This is a genomic window from Leifsonia sp. GW821-FHT13C09 (assembly GCF_058806435.1).
In genome coordinates this window covers 340176-358116 of the sequence record NZ_JBXAPS010000002.1, presented here as the reverse complement: position 1 = coordinate 358116, position 17941 = coordinate 340176, and the positions used below count along the sequence as shown (strand labels likewise).

Here is a 17941-nt window from a genome sequence, read left to right as displayed (position 1 = left end):
ACGGGATCAGACCGGCCACTCCTCGCGGCGCCAGGCGGCGTCCCAGAACATCCACTCGTACCGCGAGGCGGTCGTGAACGCCTGCCGCATCCGTGCGACGTCTGCGGGCGCGGCCGACTCGGCGGCGTCGTCCACCAAGCGGCGGGCGGTCGCAGTGGCGTCGGCGAAGGCGGGGTCGCCGTAGGTCCCGATCCAGTCGCCGTAGGGATGGCCGCCGAGGTCGCCGAGCCGCTCCGCGAGGCGACGCCCCACATCGTCGTAGATCCAGAAGCACGGCAGAACTCCGGCAACGATGACGGGGTAGGAGGCGGTCGCCGTGAGGGCGAGCAGATACGACGTGTACGCGGCGCAGGTCGGGGAGGCCTCCACCGCGGCGGCGTCCACCCCGTGCGACGCGTGGAGTTGTCGCTCGACGGCGATCGCGTTGGCCGCCGAACGGCTCCAGAACGCGAGCGCGTCGGGATCGTGGGTCCGGGAGGCCGCCGCGGCCAGGACCTTCGAGTAGGCCCCGAGGTAGGCCGCGTCCTGCGCGAGGTAGTGCGCGAAGGCCGCGCGCGGCAGCGTGCCGTCCTCGAGCCCCTGCAGGAAGGGGTGTGCGTCGATGGCATCGCGGATCGGCCGGATGTCCTGCCACGCCCGGTCGGTGAACGTCATCGCGCCTCCCACAGCTGCGCGAAATGGTGCACCGGACCGTGGCCGCGCCCCACCTCGAGCCCATCCGCCGCCGCCAGTGCGGCGCCGAGCCAGCTCCGGGCGTCGCGCACCGTCTCGCTCCAGGAGCCGCGCTGCGGCCGGAGCGCGGCCAGCGCCGAGGACAGGCTGCACCCCGTGCCGTGGGTGTTGACGGTGGCGATCCGCGGGCCGCGGAACAGCGTCACGCCGGAGGGGTCCGCGAGCACGTCCACGACCTCGTCGGGGGTGTCGAGGTGGCCGCCCTTCGCCAGCACCCGCTGTGCGCCGCGCCGCACGAGCTCGCGCGCCTGATCGGCCAGCTCGTCCACCGTGGCCGCCTCCGCCGTGTCCAGGAGGGCCGCGGCCTCCGGCGCGTTGGGCGTGGCGATGGACGCCAGCGGGAGCAGCTCCCGCATCGCCTGGACCGCGTCCTCGCGCAGCAGCAGATCGCCACTGGTCGCCACCATGACCGGGTCGAGCACCACGACCTCGCGCGGGCTCTCGAGCAGGAACGCGGCGACCGTTCCGATGACCGCCGCGTTGGCGAGCATCCCGAGCTTCACCGCGTCCAGCCTCACGTCGTCGGCGAGCACACGCAGCTGCTCGCCGACGAAAGCGGCGGGGACCTCGTGCACGCCGTGCACACCCCGGGTGTTCTGCGCCGTCAGCGCGGTGATCACGCACGCGCCGTACGCGCCGAGCGCACTGAACGTCTTGAGGTCGGCCTGGATGCCGGCTCCGCCCGACGGGTCGCTTCCGGCGATGCTGAGGGCGACAGGAGGTCTCATGCGGCCGCTCCGTCCCACGCGCTCCGCAGCGCACGAGTCGCGACCGCCACCTGTGGCCGGCCGCAGATCGCGCTGACCACGGCGATTCCCGCCGCCCCGGTGGCGCGCACCTCCGGCGCCCGGTCGATCCCGATGCCGCCGATGGCAACGCCGGGCCACGGGCTCGCCTGGACGATCGCGGCGAGTCCGTCCACGCCGCACGGCTCGGCCGCGTCGGGCTTGGTCGCCTGCGGCCAGACCGGCCCGACCCCGAGATAGTCGATGACCCCGGGCGGCAGGGTGCGCGCCCGCTCGACGTGGCCGAGGGTCTGCACGGAGAGACCGAGGTAGGCGTCCGGGCCGAGCAGCCGGCGCGCTTCGACGGGCGGCAGGTCGCTCTGGCCCACGTGCGCGCCGTCTGCGCCGACGGCGGCCACCAGGTGCACCCGGTCGTCGACCAGCACCGGCACGCGCCCGCGCACCGCGGCGACCACAGCGCGGCCAAGCGCGAGGAACTCGGGGTCGGACGCGCCCGGGTCGCGGAGCTGGACGACGGTCACGCCGCCCGCAATGGCCTCGTCGACCGTGGTCGGGACTCCGCGGCTCCCGCACAGGCGGGAGTCGGTGACGAGGTAGAGCGAGAGATCGAGCGACGTGCGCCCGGTCATGACAGGCGGACGGCCGCGGCCAGGCCCTCGGGGGTCAGCGCGGCCAGCCGGTCGATCAGTGCGACGGCGAAGGTGCCGGGGCCTTGGCTGGCCGCGGCCGCCTCGTCCGCCGCCACGGTCAGCGTGGCGGTCGCAGTCGTGGCGGCCGTGAGCGGGTCGGCGCCGGTGCCGGCGAAGGCGGCCATGAGCGCTCCCAGCGCGCAGCCGACGCCGGTGACCTGCGTCATCCAGGGGTGCCCGTTGGCGATCCGCACCGTGCGTTCGCCGTCCGTGAGGTGGTCGACCGGGCCGCTGACGGCCACGATCGTGCCGTAGGTCCGCGCGATCTGCTGGGCGGCCTCCAGCGCCGCCTCGGGGCTGTCCGTCGAGTCGACGCCTTTGCCTCCCGCTCCTCCCGCCAGGGCCAGGATCTCGGAGGCGTTGCCGCGGACGATCGCGGGCGACGACCGCAGCAGCTCCAGGGCGAGCTCGGTGCGCCAGCGCAGGCCTCCCGCGGCGACGGGGTCGAGCACCCAGGGGGTCCCGGCTGCGGACGCGGCCGCCGCACTCGCGCGCATCGCGTCGGCCGTGTCGTCGTACGGGGTGCCCAGGTTGACCAGCACGCCGCTCGCGATCGGCGCGAACTCGGCCGCTTCCCGCGGGTTGTCGACCATCGCGGGAGCCGCGCCGACGGCCAGCAGCACGTTGGCGGTCCACTGGGCGACGACGATGTTCGTCAGGCACTGCACGAGGGGAGGCTGCGCCCGGAGCGCGCTCAGCGAATCGCCGAGCGCAGGCGCGCCGAGTGCAGGCACGTCGAGGGATGGACGGAAAGAGGTCACGGATGACGTCCCTTCGCTAGTACTAACCAGATCAGGTTCGACGGGTATGTTCTCAGCCGGCCCTCGAGGGGGCGGCACCCCGCGTCGTCCCCCACTCTACCCACGCCACCGGCAGTGCCCGGATCGCCGGCGGTGCTTGCCTCGTGTAAACATCATGTGACGTTTGCCGCCCTTGCGTCCGACTCCGTCCCAGCAGCGCAACGGATTTCGTATGCTCGCACGCATGACGAGAACGCCGCCGGTCGGCACAGTGCCCGAAGACACCCGTCGCCCCAGCGCGACCACCATCGAGAGCGGTGGCATCGAGGCCATTCCGCCGGAGCGCCGGCACGGCTCGCCGTGGCAGCTCTTCGCCACCTGGACCGCGCCGAACCTCGAGTTCGCGACGATCTTCGTCGGCGTGATCGCGGTCGCCTTCTTCGGGCTCGGCTTCTGGCAGGCGATGACGGCGCTGGTGTTCGGCACCGCGCTCGGGGCCCTGACGCAGGGGATTCTGTCGACCTGGGGCCCGCGCGAAGGTCTCGCCCAGATGGTCATCGGCCGAACCGCGTTCGGCAGCCGGGGGAACATCCTCCCGTCGGCGCTGAACACCGTCATGGCCGGCCTCGGCTGGTTCGCGGTCAACTCGGTCAGCGGTGCGTTCGCCCTGACCACGCTCACGGGGATGCCCGCCGTGGTGTCGCTGCTGATCGTGGTCGTCGTGGAGGTCGTCGTCGCGTTCATCGGCCACGACCTGGTGCAGCTGTTCGAGCGCTACGCCACCTACATCCTCGGCGCGATCTTCCTCGTCGCGACCATCACCGTGTTCCTGCACGCGAACCTCGGCGCGCCGGTCAAGGGCGGCGGCTTCAGTTTCGCGGGCTGGACGCTCACCGCGGCCGCCGCCTTCGGCTATGCCGCCGGCTGGAACCCATACGCCTCCGACTACAGCCGCTACCTCCCGGCCGACGCCAGCCGGAAGGTCATCGGCTGGGCGGCGGGTCTCGGCAACTTCATCAGCTGCGTGGTGCTGATGGCAGCCGGCGCCGCCGCGGCGACGATCGCGGGCTTCAACCCCGACGACCCGACGTCCTCGTTCACCGCCAGCATGCCGGTGGTCATCCGCGACCTCACGCTGCTCGCGATCGCGGTCGGCGCCATCGCGGCGAACGCGCTGAACATCTATTCCGGCGCGATGTCCTTCCTCGCGGCCGGCATCCGCATCCCGTTCGCCTGGCGCCGGGCGATCGTCGCCCTCGGCTTCGGCGTCATCGGCTTCTTCATCGCCTGGAGCGCCCTGCCCGACGCGGGAGCGAAGTACGAGAACTTCCTCCTGGTCATCGCGTACTGGATCGCGCCCTGGCTCGGCGTCGTGCTGACCGACCGGCTGCTGCGCCGCGGGACGGAGATCGCGAGCCTGGTAACGAGCCACGCGAAGTACCGGAACCCGGCGGGCTGGATCTCGCTGGTGGTCGCCGGAGCCGTGTCCATCCTGCTGTTCTCGAACCAGACTTTCTACACCGGCCCGGTCGCCAAGGCTCTCCCGATCGGCGACCTGACGCCGCTCGTCGGCTTCCTGCTCGCCGCCGTCCTGTACTGGGTGCTGTTCCGGGCCTTCAAGGTCCGGCTCGGTGCGTCGCTGGCCACCGAGCCGACCGTGATCGTCGGCGTGGACGCAGCGGACGAGGTCGCGTGAGCGTCGACGAGGACCGCGTCTACGCGACCGACGCGGAGAAGCTCGCCGTGGCCGCCGAGGAGGCCAGGCGCGGCGCCGCGGACGGCGGCATCCCGATCGGCGCCGCCCTGTTCGACGGCGACGGGAGGCTGCTGGGCAGCGGCCACAACCGGCGGGTGCAGGATGGCGACGCCTCCATGCACGCCGAGACGAACGCGTTCCGCAACGCGGGCCGCCAGCGCAGCTATCGCGACACCGTCATGGTCACCACGCTCTCGCCGTGCTGGTACTGCTCGGGCCTGGTGAAGCAGTTCGGCATCGGCCGTGTCGTCGTCGGCGACGACCGCAGCTTCCTCGGCGGCCAGGACTGGCTGGCCGAGCACGGCGTCGACGTCGCGGTCGTCAACGACCCGGACCTGATCGAGACGATGGGCGCGTTCATCGCGGCGAACCCGCAGCTGTGGAACGAGGACATCGGCGAGGACTGACGGTGGCGGCGTTCGGGTCGGAACCTGAGGACGCCCAGACTTTTCGCACGCAGTGCGCGGCGCGCGCACAGCGGCGGCTTGGTTGACTGTGAGGATGAACGACACCCCCAAGCGCGACCGCCGGCTCGAGGCCCAGAAGCGCGCGGCCGAGCTGCGGCTGCAGGAGCAGCGCAGGGTCCGCCGTCGCGGGTTCCTGATCGGCGGCGGCATCGTGGTCGCGGTGCTCGCCGTCGCCGGCATCATCGCCGGGGTCGTCCTGAACAGCCCGTCGCAGACGTCGGCGTCCGGCTCCGGTGCGAGCACCCCCACCCCCTCCGCGAGCGCGGCGACCTGGGCCGCACCCGCCGACGTGGAGGGGGCCGTGCGCGCCGCGGGCCTGCAGATGCTGACCGCCGAAGGGACGGCGCTGCACATCCACCAGCACCTGACCGTCACGGTGGACGGCACGCCTGTCGCGGTCCCCGCCGGCATCGGCATCGACGAGGCGCAGCAGCGGATCTCGCCCATCCACACCCACGACGAGTCCGGGATCATCCACGTCGAGTCGGCGGAAGTACGGACCTTCACCCTGGGCGAGGTGTTCGACGAGTGGGGTCAGAAGCTCGGGACCGGCCAGGTCGGGACCTACCGGGACGGCGTCGACAGGCAGACCGTCAGCGTCTTCGTGAACGGCAAGCCGTACACCGGGGACCCGCGCGCGATCACGCTCACCTCGCACGAGGACATCGACATCGTCGTGGCGAAGAAGGGGACGACGGCCTCAGCGCCGAAGGCGTTCGCCTGGCCCGCGGGGTACTGAGGCCCGTCGCGCGGCGTCGGCGCCCCTGCTAACGAGCGGCGGCGACCAGCGGCCGGTCGAGCCGCCGCCACACCGGGAACACCAGCGGCGCTATCGTCGCAACCAGCATCACACCCCCGGCCGCCACGCACGCCCACGTCAGGCCGACGCTCTGCGCAAGAAGGCCGCCGAGCAGCGACCCGAACGGCACGCCCAGGTAGGCGCTCGCCTTCATCGCCCCGAGCACGCGGGTCTGCAGCAGCGCGGGTACCCGCTCGTATTGCACCGCGCCGATGATCGGGTTCGGGACGCCCCCGAAGACGCCGCACACGAAGAACACCGCGGCGACGGCGACGACGGACGTCCAGCCCGCGACCGCGAAGAACGGCGGCGCCGACGCCAGCAGGGTGCAGCACGCGAACGTCAGCCACCGTGGCAGCCGCTGGCCCAGCCATGCGGTGAGCAGCACGCCGACGAGCATCCCGAGCCCGGAGGCGCCGCCGACCACCCCGAAGGCCACCGCGTCGTGCACCCGGTCGTGCGCCCAGACCGGGAGGAACACCGCGCTCATCGCCTGGTCGAGCAGGTTCGTGAGCACGATGAGCGCCATGAGGCTGAGCAGGAGGCGGTCCGCGCGGAGGAAGCGCAGCCCCTCCCGCAGCGCGGCGAAGTAGGCGCGCGGGCCGAGGCGCGGCGCCGCGGCAGGCGCGTCCGTTTCGGGGGCCGGCTCGACTCGCGGCACCGTCGCCGCCACGATCACCGCCGCGCAGAGGAAGCTCAGGCTGTCGATCAGGATCGTGACCGCCGGCCCCACCAGCGCGACCAGCACACCCGCGAGCGGCATCCCGACCAGCAGCGCCGCCCGGTTCGCGCCCGCGTAGAGCCCGACCGCGCGCTCGTCGCTCCAGTGCGCCAGCCGGGCCACCGGCGGGATCATCGGGGTGGAGGCGGCATCCGCCGCGCCACGGACCGCACCGGCCACCGCGACCAGCGCCACCAGCGCGCCGAGGGGGAGGTCGTGGAGCGCGCCGAGCAGGAACACCGCGAACACCGCCGTCGCCGCCACGAGGTTGCCGATCAGGAAGGTGCGGCGCAGGCCCACCCGGTCGACCAGCGGGCCGGCCGTCGCCTGCAGCAGCACGTAGGGGGCCATCTCCGCGAACCCGACCAGGCCGGTCGCGACGGCGCTGCCGGTCGCCACGAGCACGAGCCACGGGATGGCGATGGCCGACAGGGCCGTGCCGGCGCCGGAGACCAGGTAGGCGCCGATCAGCCCGAGCAGGGGCGCGCGGCGGGGCGCGGCGCCGCTCATGGCTCCGGGAACAGCTGGAACTGCGCGTGCACCCGGACCCCGTCGCCGGCGTCCGCCCCCGGCTCGCGCCGGAACCGCGTCACCAGCTCGCGCACCGTTGCCGTGACCTCCCGCGCCTGCTCGACGGTCAGGGTGAGCGGCCAGTCGCTGACGGTCCACGGCAGCTCCGGCAGCTCGTCCACCTGGCTGGAGAGCGTGTCCACCCAGGCCAGCACCCGCCGGTGGGACTCCTCGGCATTGAGCCGCACGAACTGGACGGCCTGGTCGACGGTCTCTTCGGTGGCGGCGTCGCCGGGCACCCGGAACGAGAAGGAGGTCGACCGGTGCACCGCGCGCCACCAGCGGTCGCGATCGTTGCCGCGCTCGGCGTCCTCCACGATGAAGCCGTGCTCGGCGAGCACGCGGAGGTGGTAGCTCGTGACGCCGGTCGACTGGCCCACTCGCCGGCCGAGCTCGGTGGCGGTGGAGGGCCCGTCGGCCTGGAGGAGGTCGAGCAGCCGCAGGCGCAGCGGGTTGACCAGCCCGCGCATGGCGGAGGGGCTGAGCAGCACGTCCTGGGCCGGATCGAGCTCGGGGAACGGGTTCGGCTCGTCGGTCATACCGTGCAGTGTAATCGCAGAAGAGATTCTGCAAAAGACTTTCTGCGATCCGAGGGCCGCTGGCCCGTATGGATTCCGTAAGGGTTCGAGCCGCCGCTCGGGGTTCTCTGCTACGGTTCTTCTGGCAGAACTTCGTTAGGTGAGGCTTCTGCGCGAACACAGGCCACTGATCTCACGACGTCGAGAGACGCCCAAGATCAGGACAGGTCTCCCCGGCTTAAGGGGTGACCCCAAGTGGCTTCCGGCGATCCGAGCGGATCTGCGGGATACGTTGCGCAGTGCCGAAGCTCTTACGTGGGAGTCTCGCCCCCGGCCAGGAACGGCCGCGGGTGACACCTGGCGCACGCCTGCCCCCGACCGCCAGGAGGTGACCCGCCGTGAGCGACGACCATAGTCCGTCCCGTCCCTGCTGCGCTCCGGCGCCGGCGGCTTCCGCGCGTTCGACGCCCGGCCTCCGCTGACCTCCGCGCGGCACGGTGACGCCTTCACGTCCCCTGTCGTCTTCTGCCGCCTCCGGCCCTCGCCGGTCGCGGCCCAGGGAGGTCTTGTCATGCCCCTGCTCCGCACTGTCCCCGGCGCCGGCACGCTCCGCCGTGTCCGCTTCCGCTGGATCGATGTCCTGGTCGCCGTCGCCATCGTCGTGCTGTTCTACCTGGTGATCCAGGCGGCCGCCGGCGCGTCCGCCCCGGTGCGGCTCACCGAGGTGCCGTCGTCCATCGACACGAACCCGGCGCTGCTGCCGTACTACGCGCTGCGCTCGCTGCTGCGGATGTTCGCGGCGCTCGCCGCGTCGCTGGTCTTCACCTTCATGGTCGCGACGGCCGCCGCCCGGCTGCCGCGCGCGGAGAAGATCATTCTGCCGGCGCTCGACATCCTGCAGTCGGTCCCGATCCTCGGCTTCCTGTCGGTGACCGTGACCGGGTTCATCGCGCTGTTCCCCGGCTCCACGCTGGGGCTGGAGTCGGCCGCGGTGTTCGCGATCTTCACTTCGCAGGTGTGGAACATGACCTTCTCCTTCTACGCCTCGCTGACCAGCCAGCCGAGCGATCTCGATGAGGCGGCTCGGCTGATGCGGCTGACGAAGTGGCAGCGGTTCTGGAAGCTCGACGTGCCGTCCGGAATGATCCCGCTGGTCTGGAACGGCATGATGAGCTTCGGCGGAGCCTGGTTCTTCCTGGCCGCCTCCGAGGCGATCACGGTCAACAACCACAGCTTCGCGCTCCCCGGCGTCGGGGCCTACGTGGCGTCGGCGGTGGAGGCCGGGCAACTGGACCGGGTCGGCTGGGCCATCGTCACGATGGCGATCATGGTGCTGGGCGTGAACTTCCTGTTCTGGCGTCCGCTGGTCGCCTGGGCCGAGCGGTTCCGCCAGGAGGACACCGCCCCCACCGACCGGCCGCGCAGCGTCGTCCTCGACGTGATCAGCCGGTCCTGGCTGCCGCGCGTCGTGGAGCGCGGCTTCGCTCCGATCGGGCGGGGACTCGACAGGGCGACCCGGCCGTTCGGGTTGGCCGAGCATCCGCTGCGGGTGCCCGAGGTGCGCAAGCGCGCGCTGGACGTGGTCGTGACGGTGGTCGTCGTCGCCGCGATCGTGGTCGGCGCGGTCGCCTCGTACCTCTTCATCGAGCGCTCGCTTGGGATCGGCGCTTTCGTGCAGGCGTTCGGGCTCGGCGCGGTCACGATGGCCCGCGTCGTCGTCATCCTGCTGTTCGCGACCATCGTCTGGGTGCCGGTCGGCGTGTGGATCGGCATGAACCCGCGGATCAGCCGGCTGGCCCAGCCGATCGTGCAGCTGCTGGCGAGCTTCCCGGCGAACTTCCTCTTCCCGTTCGCGATCGCGTTCTTCGTGGCGACGAGCATCCCGCTCGACTACGGCGGCATCCTGCTGATGGCGCTCGGGTCGCAGTGGTACATCCTGTTCAACGTCATCGCTGGCGCGAGCGCGATCCCCACCGACCTGCGGCAGGCGATGGACAGCTTCGGCGTCGGCCGGGTACAGCGCTGGCGGAGGCTGATCCTGCCTGCGATCTTCCCGGCCTACGTCACCGGCGGGATCACCGCGGCGGGCGGTGCATGGAACGCGTCCATCGTCGCCGAGGTCGTCACCTACAACCACCACACCTACACCGCGAGTGGCCTCGGCGCGTACATCGCCGAGGCCACCCAGACCGGCGACATGGCGCGCGTGCTCGTCGGTGTCATCGTCATGTCCGTCTTCGTCGTCGGACTCAACCGTCTGTTCTGGCGCCGCCTCTACGCGGTCGCCGAGAAGCGCTTCAGCCTGTGAGGAGGGCTCCCATCATGATCACCACCGACACCGCACTCATCGATGTCCGCGACGTCACCAAGTCGTTCGCCACCGACGGCGGTGAGAAGACCGTGCTCTCGGGCGTCACGCTCACCATCCACCAGGGCGAGATCGTCGCGCTGCTCGGCCGTTCCGGCTCCGGCAAGAGCACGCTGCTGCGCTGCATCGCCGGGCTGATCGCGCCCACCTCCGGGACAGTGTCGTTCAAGGGCGGCGAGCTCAACGGCGCCAACCCCGGCACGGCGCTGGTCTTCCAGTCGTTCGCGCTGCTGCCCTGGCTGACCGTGCTCGAGAACGTCGAGCTGGGGCTGGAGGCCAAGGGCGTGCGCCCGGAGGTGCGGCGCGAGCGCGCGCTCCGCGCGATCGACCAGATCGGCCTGGACGGCTTCGAGTCGGCCTACCCCAAGGAGCTCTCGGGCGGGATGCGGCAGCGCGTCGGCTTCGCCCGGGCGCTGGTCGTGGAGCCCGATGTGCTGCTGATGGACGAGCCCTTCTCGGCGCTCGACGTGCTCACCAGCGAGAACCTGCGCGGCGAGCTCGTACGGATGTGGGGCGACGGCACGCTGCCCACCCGCACGGCCCTGATCGTCACGCACAACATCGAGGAGGCCATCCAGCTCGCCGACCGCGTGGTGGTCCTCGACTCCAACCCCGGCCGCATCAAGGCCGAGCTGACCGTCGACCTCCCGCAGCCGCGCGACCGCCGCAGCCCGGAGTTCGAGGCGCTCGTGGACGAGGTGTACGGCATCCTCACCGGGCAGCGGGCCGAGCCGCGGGCGGCGGCGGCGTCGGCGGCAGGCGCGACAGGCACCGCCGTCGGCGTGTCGCTCGCCGCCGCGGCCGCGACGGCGAACGAGATCGACTTCCCGCTGCCCGCGGCGAGCACCGGCTCGCTCGGCGGCCTGGTCGAGCTGCTCGCCGAGCGCGGCGGCACGGAGGGCCTGGCCGAGATCGCCGACGAGCTCCGCTACGAGCTCGACGACCTCCTCCCGGTCGTCGACGCCGCGCAGCTCCTGAAGCTCGCCCGCCCGCAGGGCACCGAACTGCGGATCACCGAGCAGGGCCGGCGGTACGCCGCCGCCGACCTCTTGCGGGCGAAGGAGCAGTTCGCGACCCTGGCGATGGAGGCCGCACCGCTGGTCCGGCGCATCGTCCGCGACCTCCGTCACACCACGACCGGGGCGATCCGCGCGGATGACGTCCTCGCCGAGCTCAGGGCGCACTTCGGCGAGGATGACGCCCAGCAGCAGCTCGACACCGCGATCGACTGGGGTCGCTACGGCGAGTTGTTCGAGTACGACGCCGACACCGGCCGGCTGCTCCTGCCGACGCACCCGGACGCCGAGCAGGAGCAGGCAACCCTCGCAAAAAACTGACACAAACTACCAAAATGGAGTTACCATCTAAAAGGAGGTGACTGTCATGAACGTGGAAACCCGGAGATGGTGGGCGCTCGGCGCCGTGAGCCTGAGCGTCCTGGCCGTCGGGATCGACGGGACGGTCCTCTCGATCGCCCTTCCGACCCTCGCCGGCGCGCTGCACGCGTCCGAGACGCAGCTGGAGTGGTTCTCTTCCGGCTACCTGCTCATGCTGGCCGCCGCCGTGCTGCCGCTCGGCCTCCTCGGCGACCGGTTCGGCCGCAAGGCGGTGCTGCTCGTGTCGCTCGCGGCCTTCGGGGGCGGTTCGGCGCTGTGCGCGTTCGCGACGACGCCGGAGGTGTTCCTGATCGCCCGGCTGCTGATGGGCGTCGCGGGCGCGGGCGTCGCGGTCATGGCGCTGTCGGCGCTGACGGTGTTCTTCGACGACGCCACCCGGCCCAAGGCGGTCGGCGTGTTCGCGGCGGCGAACTTCCTGTCGCTGCCGCTCGGGCCGATCCTCGGCGGCTGGATGCTCGCCAACCTCTGGTGGGGCTGGGTGTTCCTGCTCAACCTGCCGGTCGTCGCGATCGGACTGGTCGCCGTGGCGCTGCTGGTCCCCGAGTCGAAGGCGGCCGAGCGTCCATCGTTCGACGCGGTGGGTGTGCTCGCGTCGGTGGCCGGGCTCGTCGTGTTCACCTACGGGATCATCGAGGCGGGCCAGCACGGCTGGTCGGACGCCGGGGCACTCACCGCGCTCGTGCTCGGCGCCGCGATCCTCGCAGGCTTCGTCGCGTGGGAGGTGGCGCTCACCCGCCGTGGCCGCTCGCCGCTGGTCGACACCACCCTCTTCCGCTCGCGGACCTTCACCGGGGGAGCAGCGCTCGCCGGGGTCGCCGGGATGGGGATGGTCGGGCTGCTGTTCGTGATGCCGCAGTTCTTCCAGGCGGTGCAGGGCGTGGATGTCTTCGCCTCGGGGCTGCGCCTGCTCCCGTTCGTCGGCGGCATGCTGATCGGCGCGCTGCCGGCCTCCCGGATCGCCGCGGCCATCGGCTTCCGCGCCACGGTGACCATGGGCTTCGTCGTGATCGCGGCCGGCTCGGCGATCGGCTCGTGGACGACCGGCTCGACCAGCGAGGTCGTCATCGCGGCCTGGATGGCGACGGTCTGCGCGGGCGCGGGCCTCGCGCTCACCTCCGCCATGTCGGCCGCGCTGTCCCGGCTGACCGCCGAGCACAGCGGGGTGGGCTCCGGCGTCGTCCAGGCGCTGCAGAAGACGAGCGCCCCGCTCGGCACGGCCATCCTCGGCAGCGTGGTCGCCGCCGTCTACACGGCGCAGCTCGCCTCGGTGTTCGCGTCGGCCCCGGTGCCGCCGGCGGTCGCGTCGGCGGCGAAGTCCAGCGTCTACGCGGGGATCGCCGTCGCCGACCGCCTCCACTCGACTGCGCTCGCGGCGGCCGTGCGCGACGCGTTCACGCAGGGGATGAGCGTGTCGCTGTGGGTCTCCGCGGGCATCGCGGGCGCGGGAGGCATCATGGCGATGGTGGTCCTGCCGCGCGTGGAGCGCGGTGCGCACCTCGCGGCGGCGCCCGTACCGGCGGCCGCCGCAACGCCACCCGCCACCCTCACCCCGGACCGAAGGAGAACGCATGCCGGACGGCACGTCTGACAGACCCGGCCTCCGCGAGCGCAAGAAGGCGCGCACGCGGGCGGCCATCCAGTCCCACGCGCTGCGCCTGTTCACCGAGCAGGGCTACGACGCGACGACGATCGACCAGGTCATCGACGCGGCCGAGGTCTCGGCGAGCACGTTCTTCCGCTACTTCCCGACCAAGGAGTCGGTGGTCCTGTTCGACGACTTCGACCCGCAGATCGTCGCGGCGTTCCTCGCCCAGCCCGCGGATCTCCCTCCGGTCGCGGCGATGCGCGTCGCGCTGAGAGAGGCATTCGGTGGCTTGACCGCGGAGCAGCTGGAGGAGCAGCGCGAGCGACTAGCCCTGGTCCTCGACGTCCCCGCGCTGCGCGGCGCGATTCTCGACCAGCTCTCCCAGTCGATGCTGCTGGTCTCCGAGGCGATCGCCGACCGCGCCGGCCGCCGACACGACGACTTCGCCGTCCGCACGATCGCCGGGGCCATCGTCGGCAGCATGTTCGCCGTGCTGTCGCAGCTCGCCGACGACCCGGACGCCGAGCTGGCGGACCTCGTGGACCAGGCGTTCTCGTTCCTGGAGGGCGGGCTGCGGCTGTGAACTGCCGACCTCCGGCGTAACCCCCGATGCCGGTACCGGCGCACCCGATAGGCTGGGCGCGTGCTTCTCTCCGATCGTGACATCAAGGCCGAACTGGGTGCCGGGCGGATCGCGCTGGAGCCGTACGAGCCGGCGATGGTCCAGCCGTCGAGCATCGACGTCCGGCTCGACCGCTTCTTCCGGCTGTTCGACAACCACAAGTACCCGTTCATCGACCCAGCCGTCGATCAGCCGGAGCTGACCCGGTTCGTCGAGGTGGACCCGGATCAAGCGTTCATCCTGCACCCGGGCGAGTTCGTGCTCGGGTCGACGTTCGAGCTGGTGAGCCTGCCCGACGACGTCGCCGCGCGGCTGGAGGGCAAGAGCTCGCTCGGGCGGCTCGGCCTCCTCACCCACTCCACGGCGGGCTTCATCGACCCCGGTTTCTCGGGGCACGTTACCCTGGAGCTGAGCAACGTCGCGACGCTCCCGATCAAGCTCTGGCCCGGGATGAAGATCGGCCAGATGTGCTTCTTCCGGTTGTCGTCCGCAGCCGAGAAGCCGTACGGGTCGGCGGAGTACAGCTCGCGCTACCAGGGTCAGCGCGGCCCGACGGCCTCGCGTTCGCACCTCAACTTCCACCGCACCGACGTGTCCGCGACCGAAGCCGGACGTCCGTCCAGCTAGACCCCGACCCGAGAGGGCTGCCCATGAGCGAGTCGACCGATTCCCTTTTCGCGCGAGCCCTGATCGCGGAGGGGCCGACCCCGGAGCGTCCGCAGCGGATGCACCTGTTCGGGCGCCTCGTCGGGGCCTGGCGGGCCGACGTCCGTTTCCTGGACGAGGCCTCCGGCGCGTGGACCGAGCGTGTCGAGGAGTGGGTGTTCGCGTACACGCTCGGGGGGAGGGCCGTGCAGGACGTGCTGGTGGCGCGCGACCCCTCGCGTCCCGGCGAGCTCGACGCGCACGGCTCGACCGTGCGCGTCTACGACTCGACGCTCGGCGCGTGGCGGGTGAGCTGGTTCGGCGCGGCGTCCGGCGACTTCTGCACCCTCGTGGCCACACCGCATCGCCGCGACGGCATCCGCCAGGACGGCACGCAGACCGACGGGCGGCCGATCCGCTGGAACTTCTCGAAGATCACCGCGGAGTCGTTCGAGTGGGACGGCTGGGTCTCGAATGACGAGGGCCGGACGTGGTGGCTCGAGCAGCATATCGACGCAGAACGCACCGGCTGATCCGTCCTGCGCAGTGAATGTGCGGCGCTGCAACTTCTACGCCGGCGAACTGCTTCGTCTCCGAATGGATGCGGCGCGTGGCATACGTGCCGCGAGTTATCCACAGTCGATTACACAGGTGGAAAATAGTGAGTCAGACTCACAGCTGACCTGAAGCTTCGGGTGCATCATCGGCGTAGAGCGCGGGTAGCTGAAGCGTCAGCCACGGGCTGAACGCCCAGGGTGTGGCCTCCACCGCCGACAGCAGCGAGCGCGGGTCGACCCACTCCCATTCGGCGACTTCGGCGGCGGCCGGACGCAGGTCGCCGGCGATCGTCGCCGTGAACACGGGGCAGACCTCGTACTCGACGATCCCGGCGGCGTCGGTGGCGCGGTACCGGAAGTCGGGGAGCACCGGCGCGAGGTTCTCGACGGTGGTGCCGAGCTCGTCCGCGGCGCGGCGCGCGATCGCGTCCTCCATCGGCTCGCCGGGCGCGGGATGCCCGCAGAACGAGTTCGTCCACACCCCGGGCCAGGTCGCCTTGCCCAGCGCGCGGCGGGTCACGAGGATGCGGCCCTCGCCGTCGAACACGTGGCACGAGAAGGCCAGATGGAGGGGGGTGTCCGTGGTGTGCACGGTCGCCTTGTCCGCGGTCCCGATCGGGGTGCCGTCCTCGGCGAGCAGGACGACCTCTTCGCGCGGTGACGTCATGCGTCCATCCTAGGCGCGGGCGAGCCGCGACGCCGGAGGGGTGCGGCCTCACGGTCGCGCCCCGCCGGTAGGTGTGTGCGGAGGCGGTCAGTCGGCCGCGGTGCCCTCGTCGATGTCGGTGCTTTCGATGCTGTCGGCGCCGGCCGGGATGCCGTCGCCGGTGCCGTCGTTCGGGGCGGCGGGAGGCGTCCACCCGAGGTTGCGCGCCATCGCCTCCAGGGTCGCGAGGGTGGTGGCCAGGTCGGCGGCGTCGATCCCTTCGGTGACCTTCGCGCGTACGGCATGGATGCGCTCGGCGGCGGCGTCGTGGGCCGCGCGTCCCTCGTCGGTCAGCGTCGCGCGGTCGCCGTCGAACCAGACCCAGCCGCGCTCGACGAAGTCCGCGAGGATGCGGTCCACGCCGCCACGGCAGAGCCCGTTGTACGCGTCCCTGCCGACGAACGGGGGACGGCCGTGCCCGACGTGCTCGGGGCCCCAGGCGCCGGGACCGAACCGGCCGGGCCCGAAGCCGCGACCGTAGCGGCCGGGGCCGAACCCGCCGTACCCGAACCCGCCGTACCCGGAGCCGCCGGGGCCGAAGCCGTGCCCGGCATGACCGAACGGCCCGCCGCGCTCGACGCCGCGCAGGAAGCCCCGCTCGAAGCCGCGCTCGAACGCCTGCTCGGCGCCGTGGTGGTCGTGGTGCGGGTGGTGATGGGCGTGGTCGTCGTGGTCGTGGTCGTGGTCGTGGTCGCCGTGGTTGTGCTCGTGATCGCCATGCTCGTGGCTCTCGTGCTCGTGGCCCTCGTGCTCGTGGCCCTCGTGCTCGTGCTCGTTGTCCGGCCGGCCGAGCTGGCCGTCGTCGGGGTCGTGGCCGACATGGTCGTCGCCATGGTCGTGCCCCTCGTGAGCCGGGAGTCCACCCTGCGCGCGGGAGCTGTCGTGCTCCATCCACGCGCGGTACATCTGCTGGCGGCGCTCCCACTCGCGCCGCATCCAGTCGGGGCGGCCGCGCCACTCCCGCGGTGCGGAGGCCGCGTGGGTCTCGTCGTTGGAGGGGGCGTCGCCGTCCGGGCGCGCGTCCGCCTGGGAGGGACGGTCGCCGGAGGGACGGTCGCCGGGGGGACGGTCGCCGGAGGGCCGGTCGCCGAACGGGCGGCCTCGGCGTCCGCGATGCGGCAGGGAGGCGTACAGCTCGTCGGCGGTGGCCGGGCCGTCCGCGAGGGTGTGCAGCACGCGCCAGCCCCGGCGGCCGAGGTCGAGCTCGTGGATTTCGTCGCGGGTCCGCGCCCGGAGGCGTGCGCTGATCTCGCCGAACCAGAAGTACGGCGGGGCGTCGGATGAGTCGTGGGTGTTCGAGTCGTCGATGGTCGTCATCGGGAGACTCCCTTCGTTTTCTATGTACTATTACAAGTGAATGTATAGTTACATGCATGGCTGAGGATCGTCAAGAGCAGGGCCGTTCGCCCGAAGCGGACGTGGTCGCACTCATCGAGCGCTCGCTGGTCGCCGTCCGCCGCGACCAGTCGCGCCGCCGCCCGACGGGTCCGTGGGACCACGGCGGCTACCCGGGCCGCGGTCACGGCCGCACCGACCCCGCCGGTGCCGGGTCCGACCGGGACCGCAGCGGGAACGGGAACGACGGCGCTCACGCCGACGGCAGCGACCACAGCCACTCCACGTCCGGCGACGCCGACACCGACGCGCGCAACGGCGCCACCGCCCACGACCACCACAATCCCCACTCCACCGCCGGCGACGCCGACACCGACGCCCGCAACGGCGCCACCCTCCACGACCACCACAACGCCCACTCCCACCCCGCCTCGCACGGCTTCGACCCGCACGCCTGGGGCGCCCGCGGACCGTGGGGCGGCGGCTTCCCGGGTCCGTTCGGCGACTCCGCGCGCCCCGGTCCCGGCCGCCGCGGGCGCGACGGCTCGCTCGGCCGCTTCGCCCGCATCCGCATGCTGGAGGCGCTCGCCGCGGCCGACGCGGAGGGCCGGCAGCTCTCGGTCAGCTCCCTCGCCACCGCCATCGGCGTCGATCAGCCGCGCGCGAGCCGGCTCGTGCAGGAGGGTGTCGAGCGCGGGCTCGTGCGGCGCGTCCCCGACCCGTCGGACGCGCGGCGGGCCCTCATCCAGCTCACCACCGCCGGGCGCTCCCAGCTCGGCGAGGTCCAGGACCACCGCCGCTCCGCCGTCGAGACCGCACTGGCCTCGTTCACCCCCGAGGAGGCGCGCACCTTCGCCGAGCTGTTCGCCCGCTTCGTCCAGGCCTGGCCCCGCTGACCGCGCCCGCGCCGCCAACGGAGGACATCCCGCACCGCACCGCACGCCCGCGCCGCCAACGGAGGACATCCCGCACCGCACCGCACGCCCGC

Annotated in this window: 18 protein-coding genes and 2 riboswitches; of the genes, 10 read left to right on the top strand and 8 right to left on the bottom strand. The window is 72.3% G+C overall.

Annotation, left to right across the window (positions count from 1 at the left end; all coding sequences use genetic code 11):
* Positions 1 to 6: 6 nt before the first annotated feature.
* The 4 genes from AC1ROW_RS09795 to thiM all read right to left on the bottom strand — a co-directional run bounded on the left by AC1ROW_RS09795 (position 7) and on the right by thiM (position 2928).
* Positions 7 to 654 (bottom strand): TenA family protein, encoded by a 648-nt coding sequence (locus AC1ROW_RS09795; RefSeq protein WP_493018694.1) that lies wholly within the window; start codon positions 652 to 654, stop codon positions 7 to 9.
* Entirely contained in the window at positions 651 to 1460 is an 810-nt protein-coding gene (gene thiD, locus AC1ROW_RS09790) for a bifunctional hydroxymethylpyrimidine kinase/phosphomethylpyrimidine kinase (RefSeq protein ID WP_493018693.1), read from the bottom strand. Before thiD ends, AC1ROW_RS09795 begins: the two co-directional genes overlap by 4 nt.
* Entirely contained in the window at positions 1457 to 2107 is a 651-nt protein-coding gene (gene thiE / locus AC1ROW_RS09785; RefSeq protein WP_493018692.1) for a thiamine phosphate synthase, read from the bottom strand. The genes thiD and thiE overlap by 4 nt, the downstream gene beginning before the upstream one ends.
* On the bottom strand, positions 2104 to 2928 hold the full coding sequence (gene thiM, locus AC1ROW_RS09780; protein WP_493018691.1) for a hydroxyethylthiazole kinase: 825 nt from the start codon (positions 2926 to 2928) through the stop codon (positions 2104 to 2106). Before thiM ends, thiE begins: the two co-directional genes overlap by 4 nt.
* A riboswitch (TPP riboswitch) is annotated at positions 2920 to 3020 on the bottom strand. It overlaps the preceding gene by 9 nt.
* A 131-nt stretch (positions 3021 to 3151) precedes the next feature.
* Between thiM and AC1ROW_RS09775 the strand changes: the two genes are divergently transcribed.
* The 3 genes from AC1ROW_RS09775 (at position 3152) to AC1ROW_RS09765 (ending at position 5869) form a co-directional block, all read left to right on the top strand.
* Positions 3152 to 4603 (top strand): purine-cytosine permease family protein, encoded by a 1452-nt coding sequence (locus tag AC1ROW_RS09775; protein WP_493018690.1) that lies wholly within the window; start codon positions 3152 to 3154, stop codon positions 4601 to 4603.
* Entirely contained in the window at positions 4600 to 5070 is a 471-nt protein-coding gene (locus tag AC1ROW_RS09770) for a nucleoside deaminase (RefSeq protein ID WP_493018689.1), read from the top strand. Before AC1ROW_RS09775 ends, AC1ROW_RS09770 begins: the two co-directional genes overlap by 4 nt.
* Before the next feature lie 94 nt (positions 5071 to 5164).
* Complete coding sequence (locus AC1ROW_RS09765) at positions 5165 to 5869, top strand: hypothetical protein (protein ID WP_493018688.1); 705 nt, start codon at positions 5165 to 5167, stop codon at positions 5867 to 5869.
* A 28-nt stretch (positions 5870 to 5897) separates the two neighbouring features.
* Here AC1ROW_RS09765 and AC1ROW_RS09760 read toward each other — a convergent pair whose 3' ends face one another.
* Both AC1ROW_RS09760 and AC1ROW_RS09755 read right to left on the bottom strand, forming a co-directional pair.
* On the bottom strand, positions 5898 to 7160 hold the full coding sequence (locus tag AC1ROW_RS09760; protein WP_493018687.1) for an MFS transporter: 1263 nt from the start codon (positions 7158 to 7160) through the stop codon (positions 5898 to 5900).
* Positions 7157 to 7759 (bottom strand): helix-turn-helix domain-containing protein, encoded by a 603-nt coding sequence (locus AC1ROW_RS09755; RefSeq protein ID WP_493018686.1) that lies wholly within the window; start codon positions 7757 to 7759, stop codon positions 7157 to 7159. The genes AC1ROW_RS09760 and AC1ROW_RS09755 overlap by 4 nt, the downstream gene beginning before the upstream one ends.
* 124 nt (positions 7760 to 7883) lie before the next feature.
* A riboswitch (M-box (ykoK) riboswitch) is annotated at positions 7884 to 8066 on the top strand.
* Between the two features lie 243 nt (positions 8067 to 8309).
* Here AC1ROW_RS09755 and AC1ROW_RS09750 point away from each other — a divergent pair.
* The 6 genes from AC1ROW_RS09750 to AC1ROW_RS09725 are packed head-to-tail and all read left to right on the top strand — an operon-like array spanning position 8310 to position 14888.
* Complete coding sequence (locus AC1ROW_RS09750; RefSeq protein WP_493018685.1) at positions 8310 to 10046, top strand: ABC transporter permease; 1737 nt, start codon at positions 8310 to 8312, stop codon at positions 10044 to 10046.
* A gap of 14 nt (positions 10047 to 10060) precedes the next feature.
* Positions 10061 to 11443, top strand: coding sequence for an ABC transporter ATP-binding protein (locus tag AC1ROW_RS09745; protein WP_493018684.1), 1383 nt, complete (start codon positions 10061 to 10063; stop codon positions 11441 to 11443).
* A gap of 46 nt (positions 11444 to 11489) precedes the next feature.
* The gene (locus AC1ROW_RS09740; RefSeq protein ID WP_493018683.1) at positions 11490 to 13091 is read left to right on the top strand and encodes an MFS transporter; all 1602 of its coding nucleotides are present in this window, start codon (positions 11490 to 11492) and stop codon (positions 13089 to 13091) included.
* The gene (locus tag AC1ROW_RS09735; RefSeq protein WP_493018682.1) at positions 13072 to 13671 is read left to right on the top strand and encodes an acyl-CoA-like ligand-binding transcription factor; all 600 of its coding nucleotides are present in this window, start codon (positions 13072 to 13074) and stop codon (positions 13669 to 13671) included. Before AC1ROW_RS09740 ends, AC1ROW_RS09735 begins: the two co-directional genes overlap by 20 nt.
* Before the next feature lie 60 nt (positions 13672 to 13731).
* Positions 13732 to 14337 carry a dCTP deaminase gene (gene dcd / locus AC1ROW_RS09730; protein ID WP_493018681.1) on the top strand — a complete coding sequence of 202 codons (606 nt, stop codon included), beginning with the start codon at positions 13732 to 13734 and terminating at the stop codon, positions 14335 to 14337.
* A gap of 23 nt (positions 14338 to 14360) precedes the next feature.
* Positions 14361 to 14888 carry a hypothetical protein gene (locus AC1ROW_RS09725; RefSeq protein WP_493018680.1) on the top strand — a complete coding sequence of 176 codons (528 nt, stop codon included), beginning with the start codon at positions 14361 to 14363 and terminating at the stop codon, positions 14886 to 14888.
* 139 nt (positions 14889 to 15027) lie between these two features.
* Here the strand turns inward: AC1ROW_RS09725 and idi are convergent, their stop codons facing one another.
* A complete protein-coding gene (gene idi / locus AC1ROW_RS09720; RefSeq protein ID WP_493018679.1) occupies positions 15028 to 15579 on the bottom strand; it encodes an isopentenyl-diphosphate Delta-isomerase in 552 nt (183 codons plus the stop codon).
* 87 nt (positions 15580 to 15666) lie between these two features.
* Positions 15667 to 16935 (bottom strand): hypothetical protein, encoded by a 1269-nt coding sequence (locus AC1ROW_RS09715; RefSeq protein ID WP_493018678.1) that lies wholly within the window; start codon positions 16933 to 16935, stop codon positions 15667 to 15669.
* Between the two features lie 56 nt (positions 16936 to 16991).
* On the opposite strand from AC1ROW_RS09715, the gene AC1ROW_RS09710 reads away from it, so the two are divergent.
* Positions 16992 to 17849 carry a MarR family winged helix-turn-helix transcriptional regulator gene (locus AC1ROW_RS09710; RefSeq protein WP_493018677.1) on the top strand — a complete coding sequence of 286 codons (858 nt, stop codon included), beginning with the start codon at positions 16992 to 16994 and terminating at the stop codon, positions 17847 to 17849.
* Positions 17850 to 17941: the final 92 nt, after the last annotated feature.